This is a genomic window from Halobacterium salinarum DSM 3754 (assembly GCF_008124605.1).
GTDB lineage: Archaea > Halobacteriota > Halobacteria > Halobacteriales > Halobacteriaceae > Halobacterium > Halobacterium salinarum.
In genome coordinates, this window is sequence record NZ_VRYN01000004.1 from 1 (window position 1) to 13,580 (window position 13,580).

Consider the following 13,580-nt stretch of genomic DNA (forward strand, 5'->3'; position numbering starts at 1 on the left):
GAGGGTGTCATAGAACCGTTCTCATACCAGAGAGCAGGGTGAACGCTGAGGTGGTATGAGCCCAGCGACCCTGCAAGATAATCCTACGGTAGAGACGTTCTTCAATGCCGTGGAGACGGAGACGCTAGCGCTGTTCGAGCATCTCTCCTTCGAGTTTCTCGAAGAATTCGACGTGTTCGCCCCGGCGGAGACGGGGCGAACACGAGACCACGAACCACCCGAGATGATGCGTGGGTTTCTGCACTGCTACTACAAGGATATCTACGGCATTCGTCCGGTTGCGCGAGAACTGAACAACACAGTCGTCTGGCTCAGCTGTGGCTTCGATCGACCGCCGTCGAGAGACGCGGTCGATCGTTTCCTCACCGATCTCGAACACGTCATCGACGAGATTTTCGACCACCTCGTCGAGCAGGCCGCCTTGCGGGGCCTGCTCGACTTGACCTACTCGATTGATTCGACAGACGTGAGAACGATGCCAGCCGATCAAGACGCGTCGAAATGCTACGATCCAACGGCTGAAGAGTACTACTACGGCTACGGCTGCACGATCGTTTCGACTGGTTCAAAGATCCCGATTGCAGCGGAATTCACCGAGAGCAAACAAGCGCCAGAAGAGACGGCGATGCGCGTCACGCGTGACGCGCTCGCCGTCGACACTCCGATCTGGATGCTTGGAGACAGCGCCTATGACACACTCGATTGGCACGACTACCTGCTGACCGCAGGAGTCGTGCCAATCGCCCCGTACAACGCACGCAATACCGACGATCCACTGGACATAGAGTACAGGGTCGAAGACCGTATCAAAGAACACAGCAAGGACGTGAAGTTGAAGCAATCGACGTTAGATGAGACGTACAACCGCCGGACAGGCGTCGAACGAACTAACGACGCAGTCAAGGACTGCGGCCTCGGGCACGTCCACGCCCGAGGCCGCGTCCATGCACGAGCACAAGTGTTCCTGTCGTTGTGTCTGCGTCTCGTTATTGCGATCACCAACTACGAACGAGGAGATAATCCGGGAAGCACGATCATCACGGTGTGACAAGAGTTCTATGACACCCTCTTGTATCTGCAAAGCACGTCGTAGAAGCAGGAAGCCCCACTAAATGAGCGAACCGTATCAGCGGTGAGCGAGTCGGGTGGGGTAGTTCACAACGGGGTACGCCTTTGGTTCTCGCCGCCAACTCCGACGTATGCTCTCGACGCTCTCCGCGCTCGCCCTCGAAGTCCACCACCTCGGGCCGGCCGCCGACTGGTACGAGACCCACCTCGGCCTCGACGGCGACCGCAGCGAGCACGAGGCCCGCTACCAGGTCGGGGAGACCACGCTCGTCCTCCGCGAGCCGTCCACGGTCCCCCGGGGCGGCCTGCACGTCCACTACGCGCTCGCAACGCCGGAGGACCGCTACGACGATTGGTTCGCGCACTTGCAGGAGAACTTCGACCCGGTCGAGTTCGACTTCGGGAGCGCGCGCAGTCTCTACGTCGACGACCCCGACGGTCACTGCGTCGAAATCGGAACTGGTGGGTCGGACGGCGACGACCCGTTGACGGGCGTCTTCGAGGTCGCCCTCGAAGTCGAGGACCTGGCCCGGGCCGAAGCCTTCTACGGGGACCTGGGCTTCGAGGTCGTGGACCGCGGCGACGGCCGCGAGCGCACGCGGCTGTCCGGGCCGATGGCGCTCGAACTCTGGGAGCCCCAGCGCGGCATCGCGGACGCCCGCGGCGCCGTCCACGCCGACCTCCGGTTCGCGACTCCGGACCCCGAGGCGGCGGCGGAGGCCGTCGCAGAGCGCGCTTGCCGCGTCGATACGGTGGGGAGCGGCGACGGGACCGGGGGTGAGCCCCACCGCGTCCGGGACCCCGACGGCCACTACCTGACGTTCCACGCGGAGTGACCGCCGAGGACGGCTCTCGTCCGGAGCCGATGGCTTGTAGGCCCCCCGCCGTCATGGGCCGAGTATGGATTACACAGTCGTCGGCGCGGGCGCCGGAGTCGCCGTGCTGCTGGTGGTGGTGCTCGTGCTGTGGCGTCGCCGGTCGTCGAGCGCCCGGCAGTCGAAGCAGGCTCACGACGCGGCCCAGGAGCGCGAGCCACCCGTCGGCCTCGGGGAGACCTACGAGTTCGGCGTGACGGAGTTCGCGGACCACCACTCGGGCGACCGGGTGGCGGTCGGGAAGGTCGAGGGGTTCGTGGTGTTCACCGAGGACATCCCGAAGCGGGTCTCCGAGGGCGACGTCATCCGGGCGACGATAACGTCGTTCAACCGGGACAAGACGTCCGCGGACGCCATCTTCGAGGGCGCGGCGTAATCGCCGCACAGTCGCAGAGTGACGAACCACATTTGTAGGGGCCTCGCCTACGCGGAGCCAAGGTGACTTCCCTGTGCGCGTGAGCATCGTCGGCAGCGGTTACGTCGGCACGACAATCGCGGCGTGTTTCGCGGACCTCGGCCACGAGGTCGTGAACGTGGACGTCGACGAGGAGCTCGTCGCGACCATCAACGACGGCGAGGCCCCCATCCACGAGCCGGGTCTGGAAGAGCGCATCGCCGAGCACGCCGGCGGTCGGCTGCGCGCGACGACGGACTACGACGCGGTGCGGGAGACGGACGTGACGTTCCTCGCGCTCCCGACGCCGTCCCGCGAGGACGGCAGCATCGACACCTCGATCATGGAGACGGGTTCGGAGTCCCTCGGCGCGGCCCTCGCCGGGAAGGACGACCACACGGTCGTCGTGAAGAGCACGGTCGTCCCCGGGACGACCGAGGACGTCGTCGAGCCGGCCCTCGAACGCGGAGGCTCCGAGGGCGCGACGCTCGCGATGAACCCCGAGTTCCTCCGGATGGGGTCGGCCGTCGAGGACTTCCTCGACCCCGACAAGGTCGTGTTCGGCGCGCGCGACGACGCCGCATTCGAACCGCTGCGGGAGGTTTACGCGCCGCTACTCGACGAGGCGCCCGACGCGGCGGTCGTGGAGACGGGGCTTCGGGAGTCCGAGATGATCAAGTACGCGAACAACGCCTTCCTCGCGTCGAAGGTCAGCCTCGTGAACGACCTCGGGAATATCTGCAAGGAGTTCGGCGTCGACGCCTACGAGGTCGCGGACGCCATCGCGCACGATGACCGCATCAGCGGCCGGTTCCTGCGGTCTGGGGTGGGGTGGGGTGGGTCGTGCCTGACCGGCGAGCAGCGCGTGCTCGCGAAAGACGAGGACGGAGCCAAGCAGATGATGCTTGCCGAGTTCTTCGAGACGTATGTCTCTGAGGGGACGCTCGAAGACGTCTCCGTACTCAGTCGGCAGGACGACGGGTCGTTCGGATTCAAGCCAGTGACTGCAGCGACTCGGCGCGAGTACGACGGCGCGCTCCACACTGTCAGGACCCGGATGAACAAGTCCGTTACAGTCACGCACGACCATCCGATGCTGACGGCCGACGGTGATGTCATCGCGACACGGGAAGCCAGAGAGCTGAGCGAGGGCGACCAGCTCCCCGTATTCACTGACCTTCCCGAGAACCCGACCGGGTCGTTCGACCTCGTTTCGATTATCGACGACTCGGATGCCTTCGAGAACGGGGACGTGTACCTGAAACCGGACTTCGATCTCGCCGAGGTCAAAGCCGAACTCAGAGACGCCCTCTCCGAGTACAACGACCAGTTCGGATACGACAAGGTACACGAGTTCACGCGGAACAATTACCTGAAGCTCGATGCGTTTCTTTCCGTCGAGGACAGGCTCCCATTCGGTAGGGAAAACGTTGGGCTGTACACGACCGTCGGTGGCGGTCAAACGTATGTGCCGGGCATTATCGACGCCGACGAGGACTTCTGGCGGTTCATCGGATACTATCTCAGCGAGGGACATATCAACGACGACGAGTCCGGCCGTGGGTCGACGACTCGCCGTCGCGTCTTCCTGAGTTTCCACCCCTCTGACGAGCAGGCCTACGTAGAAGACGTCAAGTCGTACCTCGACGAGATGGATATCCGATATCGTACTGAGACTCAGGAGACTGCGACTCAGATCGAAGTGTCCAGTCGCGTCCTCGCGGAGTTCCTAGAGTGGTTGGGTTGCGGCACCGGCTCGTACTCGGCACGCGTCCCGGACGCGGCGTACCAGGAGTCAGTCGATTGTCGGACTGCGCTGCTGGCTGGCCTGTTCCGCGGCGACGGCTACATTGAATACACGAATCACTCGAACGCCGTGGTCTACGATTACGGGTCAGTCAGCGAGGAACTGATTCAGGGGATGCAGTTCCTCCTCCATAGCATCGGCATCGTCCCGAGTTACAAGACCTCGCAGTCCGCGAAGTCAACGCAACCCGCTCACTTCCTGCGTGTGAGTTCTAAGGAACAGATTGCGTCGTTGAAGGAGATGTTCCTCCCGGAAACTCAGGCCCGTATTGAACGCCGGCTCGACGGGTACGACCGTGACATAGCTCCCACCGGTCACTCCGTCGACGGCGGACAGACGACTGTGAGCGTTCGTGATGTCGAGGTTGACGAAACTACGACAGATGTGTACTCGCTAGAGGTCGAGAACACCCACAACTTCGTCACGACTGACGGCCTCGTCGTCCACAACTGCTTCCCAAAGGACGTCGCCGCCATCACGGCCGCGGCGAAGCGCGAGGGCTACGACCCGGCGATGCTGGAGGCCGCGGTCGAAGTCAACGACCGCCAGCCCGAGCGCCTGCTCTCGCTGCTGGACGACCACGTCGACGTCGAGGGCGAGCGCGTCGCCGTCCTGGGCCTCTCGTTCAAGCCCGGCACCGACGACATCCGGGGGACGCGAGCGATTCCGGTCATCGACGGCCTCCAGGAGCGCGGCGCCGACGTCGTCGCGTACGACCCGGTGGCGACCGAGAAGATGGCCGAGAAGCGCCCGGACGTTGCGTACGCCGACAGCGCGCGCGAGGCCCTCGACGGCGCCGTGGGCGCGGTCGTCGTCACGGACTGGGACGAGTTCGCGGCCCTCGACGACGAGTTCGACGCGATGGTCGAGCGCGTCGTGGTCGACGGCCGCCGCGTCGTCGAGCCGCGGGACGGCCTCACGTACGAAGGACTCACCTGGTAGCGAGGCTGTCGATTTCGCCGAAGAGACTTTAGGTATGAACGAGATATGAATAGACATGAGTGAGGGTGAACGCCGGACGGTCGGCGAGCGTGGTCAGATTACGCTCCCGAAGGGGTTCCGCGAGGCCTACGACATCCGGGGTGGCGACGAGGTGGTCGTCCGGGACGACGACGGTCGGCTCGTAATCGAGAAGCCTGTTACCAGGGAGGACCTCGCCGAGGGCTACCGCCAGCGTGCCGAGCGGAATGCGGCGCTTGCGGACGAGTTCGACGGTGTCTCCACGGAGGCCAACGAGGAGTTGGGCGACGCTCCTGACTGGTGATTATGCAGGTGAGACGAGGTGATGTCGTGGTCGTGGAACTTGACCCGACGCGCGGTTCCGAACAGCAGGGTACTCGACCGTGTCTCGTGGTCCAGAACGACGTCGGTAACGATAACGCACCCACGACAATCGTCGCACCATTCACGACCTCGTTCGGGGACGAACTCTACCCGTTCGAGGTGTTCGTCGGTGCCGACGAGAGTCCGCTTCGGGAGGACTCCGTCGCGATGTGTAGCCAGCTCCGCACGGTCTCCATCGAGCATCGCGTCCGCGAGAATCTCGGGTCCATCCCCGACGACCGACTACCAGAACTGAATTCGGCGCTCGGCTACAGCCTGGGCCTCATCGACGTCTAGCTCCTCAATAGGATTCTCAGAGGCGACCCGCGTCGACGTCGACCCCGGGCGGCGCGACGACGAGGAACTCCCGGAAGTGGACGAGCGACCCGCCGGCGTCCTTGACGTCGCCCGCGAACCCGGCGGCGAGTTCGTTCAGGTCGCCCTCGACCGCGAGGAAGAGGACGTTGCCGCGCTGAATCTCGTCGCGCCACTCCGAGTCGGGGGTGTCGCCGTCGAGCACGCCGAGGGTGACGCCGCCCTCGAAGTTCTCCGGGATGTCGATCTCGTCCTCGGCTCGCCGCAGGTCGAGGTTGAAGCCGTCGCTCATGTCCGGGTGTGGGCGCCACGCCGGCAAAAACCTTCCCGCCCCCGCGTTTATGTCGTCCGCCGTCGTAGTTTCGGATATGCCACAGGTGACGCTCAGCGAGGAGACGGTCGAGCGCCTGGACTCGCTGCAGACAGAGGACGAGTCCTACGACGAGCTCGTCGAGGAGCTGTTGAACATCTACGAGGCCGAGGAGCTCACGATGTTCCGCTCCGGCGACGGCTGACGAGGAGCACGCGAGAACGCGCTGTTCGCCGGTCGACTACTCGCTGGCAGCGGCGCGCCGGACTTCCTCGAAGCGCCCCTCGTCCTCGAGGTGCGCCTGCAGTTGGTCGGCGTACGCCTGCGCGAGTTCCCGGGACTCGTCGGCGAGTTCCTCGTGGTCGTCGTCGCCGCCACCGATGCCGAGGGCGTCCTTGATGCCGCCGACGACCCCGCTGCCGCCCGAGGACCCGCCACCGCCGCCCCCCATCGCGCCCATCTGCTGGTCGACGTTGTCCATCTCCGGGAGCACGTGTTCAAGGCTGGAGGTGTCCGCGACGATGCGGGCGGTCTCCGGGTCGTCCGCGTTCTCGAACGCGAACTCGACGGCGGTCATCACGAGCCCCCACTGGGGCCGTGACAGGCCAGAGGCCTGCACGCGGTCCGCGAACTGCTGGTCGACGCTCATGCGGGCGCCGACAATGAGGTCCTGCCAATCGTCAGTCATGCGCACGGCTACGCGGGGCGCCGGCTTGTATGCTGCGACCAAAGAACAGGGACGTGTCGGCGTCGAGCGATTCGCGGCGTTCAGAAGGCGCCGGTCTCGCCGGAGATTTCGGCGTGGAGCTCCTCGCGGAGCGCGGCGTGGACGTGACAGATGCCCTCGGCTCGCTCGACGATGGCGTCGAACTCGTCGTCGTCGAGGTCCTCCTCCACGAGCAGGTGGAAGCGGATGGCGGAGATGTCGTCGTCGTCGTCGATGTCGCCCTCGACGTCGACGTCGATGCGGCCGAGGTCGTCGAAGCCCTCCTTCTGGCCGCCGACGCGGAACGCCGGGATGAAACAGGACGCGTAGTCCGCGAGCAGCGTCGCGTTCGGATTCGGGCCGTCCTCGTCCGTGGCGTCGATGGTCAGTTCGAAGTCCCCGACGCGGGACCGCGTGGTGTAGCCTTCCTCGGACGTACTGGTAACTTCGATGGTGCTCATTGCGTTCGGTTAGTTGCCCGCCTGCGGTGTAAGCGTTGTTCTTCCGATCACCTACCTCGCCGTGAACGGCGAGGTTTGTCGGTTGACTCCCGGTCTGTCCACTATACTGTGGAAGGCGAGTAGTCGCCGTTTCCGTTCAGCGTCCCCGACTTCAGGGCGAGGTGATTGGTCGCCCGTCCAGAACCAGACTTGAGCCGATTCTGGACATACCGATGTGCTATGTTTCGTGCCGCATTGTAGTCGCTGTGTAGCTCCTTGCCGCATTTCTGACAGGCAAACTCGTCGCCGTCGCGGTTGTCCTCGTGGGTGAAGCCACAATTGGTGTGACTGCACCGCTGGCTGGTGTAGGCCGGGTGGACTGACTCGACGGCGATTCCATGCGCACGAGCTTTGTATTCGGCTTGGCGTTTCAACTCGCGGAACGCCCATTGTTGGAACTTTGAGGCGCCAGAAATCCGGTCTCGTATCCGTTTCAGGTCCTCGAATACGATTACCGAACAGTCCTGTGAGGCGGCTTCTTTCACCAACCGCTTTGACGCCTGGTGCAAGAAGTCTTCAGACCAGTTGGCAAAAGTATCCCCGATGGACTGAATTGTAAGATGTGCGTTCCGTGTGCCTGTCTGTTGTAGGCGGTTGCGGCGACGTTCGTACTCGCGACGTTTGTGGTTCAGCAAGTCCGCGTTCCCGATGAACGCGCCTGTGCTTGTGACTGCCAGATACCCGTCCACGTTCCGGTCCACGCCGAGAACTGTTCGGCTCTCGGCTCCTTCCGACGAATCTTCACGTTCCTGCTTGACGGAAACGTGTAGGTAGTAGGTATCTGACTGACAGTCGTAGCGGAGCTTCGCGCCCTGCTTTGTCCACTCGTCACCCTCCATGTATTCAGCTTGCAGAGAGTCGTCCGGGTAGACATACTCGGCGTGAACACGACCACTTCCGTATGCGGCCAACGAACAGTAGCCGTCAAAGTACGTAATCGCGTTTGTGTTGTAGACGGTCGTATTCGAGGTGAACACCGGTTTCGAGGTTCGTTCACCTTCCTTCATCCGGTCTACGCACCCGGAGAGAGCGTCTGACGCATGGTTGACGGCGGCCACAGTCAAATCCGAGTGTAAACCGGTGTCTTCCCGTATGTCGTCGTAGACAAGTGGTTGAAGACGAGAGCGCGACGTTATCACGTAGCCACTGTCGTCACCCTGCCATCCCCGATCAGCAAACCTCTGGGAAGCGTCCCGAAACGTATCCATTGTCCGTTTCAGGTCGTCTTGGCGCTCGTTGGGGACGGAGAGCTTAACGACAGCAGTACGCTGAAGCTCCATCTACATACCACATGTGGGGTCAATATTATATAAATTTCAGGCAGTTACCATGCTACTGTACTGCGGTTGCGGCACAGAGCTTACGCGGTTCCCGCCTGCCGTGAACGGCGGGGACTCCCTCGCTGAATTAGGTGGGTGTCACCAGGGGCGACGACTCGCTCGCCGTCCCTGCCTGTGACCTACACGAGTTCGTCGAGGTCGAGCGTCTCGTCGCCGTCGAGGACGCGGACGTCGGTCTGGCTGCCGGTGGCCTTCACCTCGCGCTCGAAGTCCTCGACGTCGACCTCGATGGGCGGGAAGGTGTCGTAGTGCATCGGGAACGCGACGTCGACGTCGAGCCAGTCGACGGCGACGGCGGCCTGCATCGGTCCCATCGTGAAGTGGTCGCCGACTGGGACGGCGGCGGCGTCGGGTTCGAGGAACGTCGCGGTGACGTCCCGCATCTCCGTCTGGAGGCTGGTGTCGCCCGCGTGGTAGAACGTCGTGGCGTCCTCCTCGGCGACCTGCGTGGGCTTGGTGTCCGAGAGGACGTAGCCCGCGGGCATTCCGGCGGAGGTGCCGTAGCCGGTGTCGATGCCGTTGGAGTGGTCGGCGCGCACCATCGTGACGTAGGCGTCGCCGAGTTCGACGGTGCCGCCGAGGTTCATGCCGGTGGTGTCGTCGATGCCGTACTCGTCGGTGAGGTAGCCCGCGAGTTCGGGCGTCCCGACGAAGTGCGCGCCGCGGAAGCGGTCGACGTCCGCGATGTGGTCCGCGTGGCCGTGCGTGAGCAGGACGTGGTCGGGGTCGAGTTCCTCGGGGTCCGTGTCCGTGAACGGGTTGTCGAAGAACGGGTCGATGAGGAAGTCCGTCTCGCCGACCGTCACGCCCCACGTCGAGTGGCCGTACCAGGTGAGTTCCATGACAGTTCACTGTTCGCCTGAAGAACACTTAAAACGTGGCGGCGAGGCCGGTCGGTCCGCTTCCCACACCGTTACGTGCGAGGGCGGCGACCTCCCCGTATGGACACGCGACCACTCGGCTCGACCGGCTTCGACGTGACCGAGGTCGGCCTGGGCACCTGGGAGATCGGCGGCGAATGGGGCGAGGTCGACGAGGCGACCGGCAAGGAGGCCGTCCGCGCCGCCCTCGACGAGGGCGTGACCTTCCTCGACACCGCGGACGTCTACGGCGACGGCCGCAGCGAGCGCCTCATCCGGGAAGTCCTCGAGGAACGAGACGAGGACCCGGTGGTCGCCACGAAGGCGGGCCGCCGACTCGACCCCCACGAGGCCGCGGGCTACGACCGAGAGCACCTGGAGTCGTTCGTCGACCGCTCCCGGGAGAACCTCGGCGTCGACAGCCTCGACCTCCTCCAGCTGCACTGCCCGCCGACGGACGTCTACTACCAGCCCGAGACCTTCGACGCGCTCGCGGACCTGCGGGCCGCGGGCAAACTCGACCACTACGGCGTGAGCGTCGAGCGCGTCGAGGAGGCGATGAAGGCCATGGAGTACCCGGGCGTGGAGACCGTCCAGATCATCTTCAATCCGTTCCGCCAGCGCCCCGCCGAGGAGTTCCTCGACGCCGCCTACCGGAACGACGTCGGCGTCATCGTGCGCGTCCCGCTCGCGTCGGGCCTCCTGACCGGGAACATCGACGCGGACACCGAGTTCCCGGAGGACGACCACCGGAACTTCAACCGCGACGGCGACGCCTTCGACGTCGGCGAGACGTTCGCGGGCGTCCCCCTGGCGGACGGCGTCCAGGCGGTGGATGCGCTGCGCGAGCACGTCCCCGAGCACCTCGCGATGGCGCAGTTCGCGCTGCGCTGGATTCTGGACTTCGACGCTGTCTCCACGGTCATCCCGGGGTCGACGTCCCCCGAGCACATCGCGAGCAACGTCGCCGCGTCGAACGCCGCCCCACTCACCCACCAGACGCACGGCGCCGTCCGCGACGTCTACGAACTCACCGTCGAGGAGCACGTCCACCAGCGCTGGTGACATCCTCCCCGGCGAAACGAGCGGCCTGCCGGTCCCGGAACCCTGAAGCGGCCACCGGGGGAAGCCGACGGCATGCACCAGATGCGCTTCCGGGACCCGGCCGGCGCCGTCCGGACCGGCGAGTACGACGAGGCGACCGACACCGTCGCGGCGGCGGGCCGCACCTACGACACGGACGAGATCGACGTCCTGCCGCCCTGCGAGCCCACGAAAGTCGTCTGCGTCGGCCGGAACTACGTGAAACACGCCGACGAGCGCGACGAGGAAGTCCCCGACCGTCCCCTGCTGTTCCTGAAGCCGCCGAACGCCGTCGCGGGCCACGGCGACACCACGCCGCTGCCCGCCGACAACTACGTCGAGCACGAGGCCGAACTCGCCGTCGTCGTCGGCGAGCAGGCCCGGAACCTCGACGAGGCGGACGCCCTGAAGGCCGTCGCGGGGTACACGGTCGCGAACGACGTCTCGAACCGCACCGACCAGGACGAGGAGCAGAACTGGGTGCGGGGGAAGGCCTTCGACGGCGCCTGCCCGCTCGGCCCGGTGCTCGCGACGCCCGAGGAGGTCCCCGACGACGCGGCCGTCGAACTCCGCGTGAACGGCGAGACGCGACAGTCGTCGTCCATCGAGCACTTCGTCTTCGACGTGCCGGAACTGCTCGCCGAAATCACGGAGTTCGTGACCCTGGAACCCGGCGACGTGGTGCTCACGGGGACGCCCGAGGGCGTCGACGAACTGACCGACGGCGACAGCGTCGCGGTGGAAGTCGAGGGCGTCGGGACGCTCGAACACACCGTCGAGCGCGCCTGATGCTCCGGCGTCCGTCACGAACGCAACCCTGAAGTTTAGGCTCGCCTAAGTCGCGGGCAGATGGAGCTGACGCGCCGCGACGTGCTGGCCGCGCTCGCCGCCAGCGGCGCGGCCGCCGGCGCGAGCGTCTCGCTGGCCAGCGACCCCGGCGACGGTCCGGTCGGCGACCACGAGGTCGACACGCTCGTCGCCGTCGCCCGCGTCGTCTACCCCAGCGCGGTCGACGGCGTCGAGTCGTTCGTCGGGCAGTACAGCGTCGAGCGCGCCCGCGACAGGCCCGAGTACGCATCGGGCGTGGCGGACGCCGTCGCCGCGCTGGACGAGTACAGCCGGACCTGGGAGGACGCCGAGTTCGTCGACCTCGACGCGGAGCGCGCGGACCGCACGCTCTCCGGGTTCGAGGTCGACACCGCCGACCCCGACCCCGAGGGGAGCGACCGCGAGCGCGTCCGATACTACCTCGTGAACGAACTCCTGTACGCGCTGTTCTCGACGCCGACTGGCGGCAGCCTCGCGGGCATCGAGAACCCCCAGGGCCACCCTGGCGGCACCACCTCCTACCAGCGGGGCCCGGAATGAACCGCGAGCCGTCGGAGCGCGTCGACGTCTGCATCGTCGGCGCGGGACCCGCCGGCGGCCTGATGGCCGACGGACTCGCCAGGCGAGGGCACGACGTCGTGGTGCTGGAGGCCGGCCCGCGATTCGACGCCGACCACGAGGACCGCGAGCGACGGATGGAGCGCTCGATTCGACCCGGACACGGCCCGGACTCGGTCTGGGAGATGGGCGGTGAGCGCGACGCCTACGAGTCCACCGGCGAGCAGTACTACCCCCTGAACGCCGCCCGCGTGAAGGGCGTCGGCGGGTCGACGCTCCACTGGCAGGGGATGGTGATGCGCCTCCACGAACGGGACTTCCGCCTGGAGACGGAGACGGGCGTCGGCGCCGACTGGCCGATCGCGTACGACGACCTGCGGCCGCACTACGCCGACGCGGAGGACGAACTCGGGGTGGCGGGCGCCAGCGACAACCCCTTCGCGCCGCCGCGCGAGCACCCCCACCCCCAGCCGGCGTTCGAGCCGAGTTACTCCGACTCGCTGTTCGCCGACGCCTGCGAGGAACTCGGAATCGCGACGCACTCGGTGCCGAACGCTCGGCTCTCGGAGGGCCGCGAGGGCCGGAGCGCGTGCGTCGGCTACGGCACCTGCCAGCCGGTCTGTCCGTCCGGCGCGAAGTACGACGCGACGATTCACGTCGAGCGCGCGGAGGCGGCTGGTGCGCGAGTACTCGACCGGGCGCCCGTGCAGCGTCTCGAACACGACGACGCGGGCGAGCGCGTGACCGCCGCCGTCTACGCCACTCCGGAGGGCGAACAGCACCGCCAGGAGGCCCGGGAGTTCGTGCTCGCGGCCGGCGGCGTGGAGAACCCCCGGCTGCTCCTGCTCTCCGAGAGCGAGCAGTACCCCGACGGCCTCGCGAACTCCTCCGGATTGGTGGGGCGGTTCTTCCACGACCACCTGTTCGCTGGCGTCGGTGGCACCCTCGACCGGCCGACGCGCCAGAACCACGTCGGCTTCAACACGACCGAGAGCCACCAGTTCTACGACCAGCCACCCGACGGCTCGCGGGGCGCCATCAAACTGGAGTTCCTGAACTACGCCGGCCCGAGCCCGGTCGAGATGGCGCTCGGGGGCGACGACTGGGGCGACGAGATGCTCGACCGCATCCGAGCGAACTACGGCACTCACGTCGCGGTCGGCGCGCTCGTCGAGCAGCGGCCCCGCGCGGAGAACCGGATTCGCCTCCACCCGGAGCGCACCGACGACCACGGCAACCCCGTGCCGGACGTCGTGTGGTCGCTGTCGGACGACGAGCGCCGGACCATCGAGCGCGCCAACGAGATTCAGCGCCGCATCATGGATGAACTCGGCGCGGACGTCGAGTGGACCGTCGGCCCCGAGAGCACGGGCCCGGCGTTCCACCACATGGGGACGACCCGGATGGGCGCAGACCCCGAGTCGAGTGTCGTGGACAGCCAGCTGCGGACTCACGACCTTGGGAATCTCACCGTCGCCTCGTCGAGCGTCTTCCCGACCGGCGGCGCGATGAACCCGACGCTCACCATCGCGGCGCTCGCGCTGAAGGCCGCCGACCACGTCGACGAACGGCTCTGACTCCCGACAGAAGCGGATTTCAGCAAGCGCGCTTAC

General features: G+C 66.0%; 15 protein-coding genes and 2 pseudogenes. 12 read left to right on the forward strand and 5 right to left on the reverse strand.

What is annotated here, in order from left to right; genetic code table 11:
* Window positions 1–55 precede the first annotated feature (55 nt).
* From APQ99_RS09185 to APQ99_RS09210, 7 genes and pseudogenes are all read left to right on the forward strand, one after another.
* Window positions 56–1,048: an IS5-like element ISNpe16 family transposase gene (locus APQ99_RS09185; RefSeq protein ID WP_015298782.1), complete on the forward strand. Its 993-nt coding sequence runs from the start codon at window positions 56–58 to the stop codon at window positions 1,046–1,048.
* A 151-nt stretch (window positions 1,049–1,199) separates the two neighbouring features.
* The gene (locus APQ99_RS09190; RefSeq protein ID WP_136361364.1) at window positions 1,200–1,904 is read left to right on the forward strand and encodes a VOC family protein; all 705 of its coding nucleotides are present in this window, start codon (window positions 1,200–1,202) and stop codon (window positions 1,902–1,904) included.
* A gap of 64 nt (window positions 1,905–1,968) precedes the next feature.
* A complete protein-coding gene (locus APQ99_RS09195) occupies window positions 1,969–2,319 on the forward strand; it encodes a TRAM domain-containing protein (protein WP_136361363.1) in 351 nt (116 codons plus the stop codon).
* Window positions 2,320–2,392: 73 nt separating this feature from the next.
* Window positions 2,393–4,588, forward strand: a pseudogene (locus APQ99_RS12955) (nucleotide sugar dehydrogenase); the annotation flags it as partial.
* A 3-nt stretch (window positions 4,589–4,591) separates the two neighbouring features.
* Window positions 4,592–5,086, forward strand: a pseudogene (locus APQ99_RS12855) (UDP binding domain-containing protein); the annotation flags it as partial.
* A gap of 55 nt (window positions 5,087–5,141) precedes the next feature.
* Window positions 5,142–5,408 carry an AbrB/MazE/SpoVT family DNA-binding domain-containing protein gene (locus APQ99_RS09205; protein WP_136361361.1) on the forward strand — a complete coding sequence of 89 codons (267 nt, stop codon included), beginning with the start codon at window positions 5,142–5,144 and terminating at the stop codon, window positions 5,406–5,408.
* Window positions 5,409–5,410: 2 nt separating this feature from the next.
* Window positions 5,411–5,764, forward strand: a complete 354-nt coding sequence (locus APQ99_RS09210) for a type II toxin-antitoxin system PemK/MazF family toxin (RefSeq protein ID WP_136361360.1) — start codon at window positions 5,411–5,413, stop codon at window positions 5,762–5,764.
* Between the two features lie 16 nt (window positions 5,765–5,780).
* On the opposite strand, the gene APQ99_RS09215 is transcribed toward APQ99_RS09210, so the two are convergent.
* Entirely contained in the window at window positions 5,781–6,074 is a 294-nt protein-coding gene (locus APQ99_RS09215) for a DUF5779 family protein (RefSeq protein ID WP_136361359.1), read from the reverse strand.
* A 76-nt stretch (window positions 6,075–6,150) separates the two neighbouring features.
* Here APQ99_RS09215 and APQ99_RS12585 point away from each other — a divergent pair, with 76 nt between their 5' ends.
* Window positions 6,151–6,297: a DUF7557 family protein gene (locus APQ99_RS12585; protein ID WP_168731188.1), complete on the forward strand. Its 147-nt coding sequence runs from the start codon at window positions 6,151–6,153 to the stop codon at window positions 6,295–6,297.
* Window positions 6,298–6,333: 36 nt separating this feature from the next.
* On the opposite strand, the gene APQ99_RS09220 is transcribed toward APQ99_RS12585, so the two are convergent.
* The 4 genes from APQ99_RS09220 to APQ99_RS09235 form a co-directional block, all read right to left on the reverse strand.
* Window positions 6,334–6,780 carry a DUF5799 family protein gene (locus APQ99_RS09220; protein WP_136361358.1) on the reverse strand — a complete coding sequence of 149 codons (447 nt, stop codon included), beginning with the start codon at window positions 6,778–6,780 and terminating at the stop codon, window positions 6,334–6,336.
* Between the two features lie 80 nt (window positions 6,781–6,860).
* Window positions 6,861–7,259 carry an OsmC family protein gene (locus APQ99_RS09225; protein ID WP_136361357.1) on the reverse strand — a complete coding sequence of 133 codons (399 nt, stop codon included), beginning with the start codon at window positions 7,257–7,259 and terminating at the stop codon, window positions 6,861–6,863.
* 101 nt (window positions 7,260–7,360) lie between these two features.
* Window positions 7,361–8,578 (reverse strand): RNA-guided endonuclease InsQ/TnpB family protein, encoded by a 1,218-nt coding sequence (locus APQ99_RS09230; RefSeq protein WP_136361356.1) that lies wholly within the window; start codon window positions 8,576–8,578, stop codon window positions 7,361–7,363.
* A gap of 179 nt (window positions 8,579–8,757) precedes the next feature.
* On the reverse strand, window positions 8,758–9,480 hold the full coding sequence (locus APQ99_RS09235; RefSeq protein ID WP_136361355.1) for a metal-dependent hydrolase: 723 nt from the start codon (window positions 9,478–9,480) through the stop codon (window positions 8,758–8,760).
* 99 nt (window positions 9,481–9,579) lie between these two features.
* Here APQ99_RS09235 and APQ99_RS09240 point away from each other — a divergent pair, with 99 nt between their 5' ends.
* The 4 genes from APQ99_RS09240 (at window position 9,580) to APQ99_RS09255 (ending at window position 13,544) form a co-directional block, all read left to right on the forward strand.
* Entirely contained in the window at window positions 9,580–10,563 is a 984-nt protein-coding gene (locus APQ99_RS09240) for an aldo/keto reductase (protein ID WP_136361354.1), read from the forward strand.
* Between the two features lie 72 nt (window positions 10,564–10,635).
* Entirely contained in the window at window positions 10,636–11,370 is a 735-nt protein-coding gene (locus APQ99_RS09245) for a fumarylacetoacetate hydrolase family protein (RefSeq protein ID WP_136361353.1), read from the forward strand.
* 60 nt (window positions 11,371–11,430) lie between these two features.
* A complete protein-coding gene (locus APQ99_RS09250; RefSeq protein ID WP_136361352.1) occupies window positions 11,431–11,949 on the forward strand; it encodes a gluconate 2-dehydrogenase subunit 3 family protein in 519 nt (172 codons plus the stop codon).
* A complete protein-coding gene (locus APQ99_RS09255) occupies window positions 11,946–13,544 on the forward strand; it encodes a GMC family oxidoreductase (RefSeq protein WP_136361351.1) in 1,599 nt (532 codons plus the stop codon). The genes APQ99_RS09250 and APQ99_RS09255 overlap by 4 nt, the downstream gene beginning before the upstream one ends.
* Window positions 13,545–13,580: the final 36 nt, after the last annotated feature.

Coding starts and splice junctions, on each gene's coding strand:
- APQ99_RS09245 (WP_136361353.1), top strand. CDS start 10,636: ATGCACCAGATGCGCTTCCGGGACCCGGCCGGCGCCGTCCGGACCGGC.
- APQ99_RS09225 (WP_136361357.1), bottom strand. CDS start 7,259: ATGAGCACCATCGAAGTTACCAGTACGTCCGAGGAAGGCTACACCACG.
- APQ99_RS09185 (WP_015298782.1), top strand. CDS start 56: ATGAGCCCAGCGACCCTGCAAGATAATCCTACGGTAGAGACGTTCTTC.
- APQ99_RS09205 (WP_136361361.1), top strand. CDS start 5,142: ATGAGTGAGGGTGAACGCCGGACGGTCGGCGAGCGTGGTCAGATTACG.
- APQ99_RS09210 (WP_136361360.1), top strand. CDS start 5,411: ATGCAGGTGAGACGAGGTGATGTCGTGGTCGTGGAACTTGACCCGACG.
- APQ99_RS09230 (WP_136361356.1), bottom strand. CDS start 8,578: ATGGAGCTTCAGCGTACTGCTGTCGTTAAGCTCTCCGTCCCCAACGAG.
- APQ99_RS09255 (WP_136361351.1), top strand. CDS start 11,946: ATGAACCGCGAGCCGTCGGAGCGCGTCGACGTCTGCATCGTCGGCGCG.
- APQ99_RS09220 (WP_136361358.1), bottom strand. CDS start 6,780: ATGACTGACGATTGGCAGGACCTCATTGTCGGCGCCCGCATGAGCGTC.
- APQ99_RS09235 (WP_136361355.1), bottom strand. CDS start 9,480: ATGGAACTCACCTGGTACGGCCACTCGACGTGGGGCGTGACGGTCGGC.
- APQ99_RS09190 (WP_136361364.1), top strand. CDS start 1,200: ATGCTCTCGACGCTCTCCGCGCTCGCCCTCGAAGTCCACCACCTCGGG.
- APQ99_RS09195 (WP_136361363.1), top strand. CDS start 1,969: ATGGATTACACAGTCGTCGGCGCGGGCGCCGGAGTCGCCGTGCTGCTG.
- APQ99_RS09250 (WP_136361352.1), top strand. CDS start 11,431: ATGGAGCTGACGCGCCGCGACGTGCTGGCCGCGCTCGCCGCCAGCGGC.
- APQ99_RS12585 (WP_168731188.1), top strand. CDS start 6,151: ATGCCACAGGTGACGCTCAGCGAGGAGACGGTCGAGCGCCTGGACTCG.
- APQ99_RS09240 (WP_136361354.1), top strand. CDS start 9,580: ATGGACACGCGACCACTCGGCTCGACCGGCTTCGACGTGACCGAGGTC.
- APQ99_RS09215 (WP_136361359.1), bottom strand. CDS start 6,074: ATGAGCGACGGCTTCAACCTCGACCTGCGGCGAGCCGAGGACGAGATC.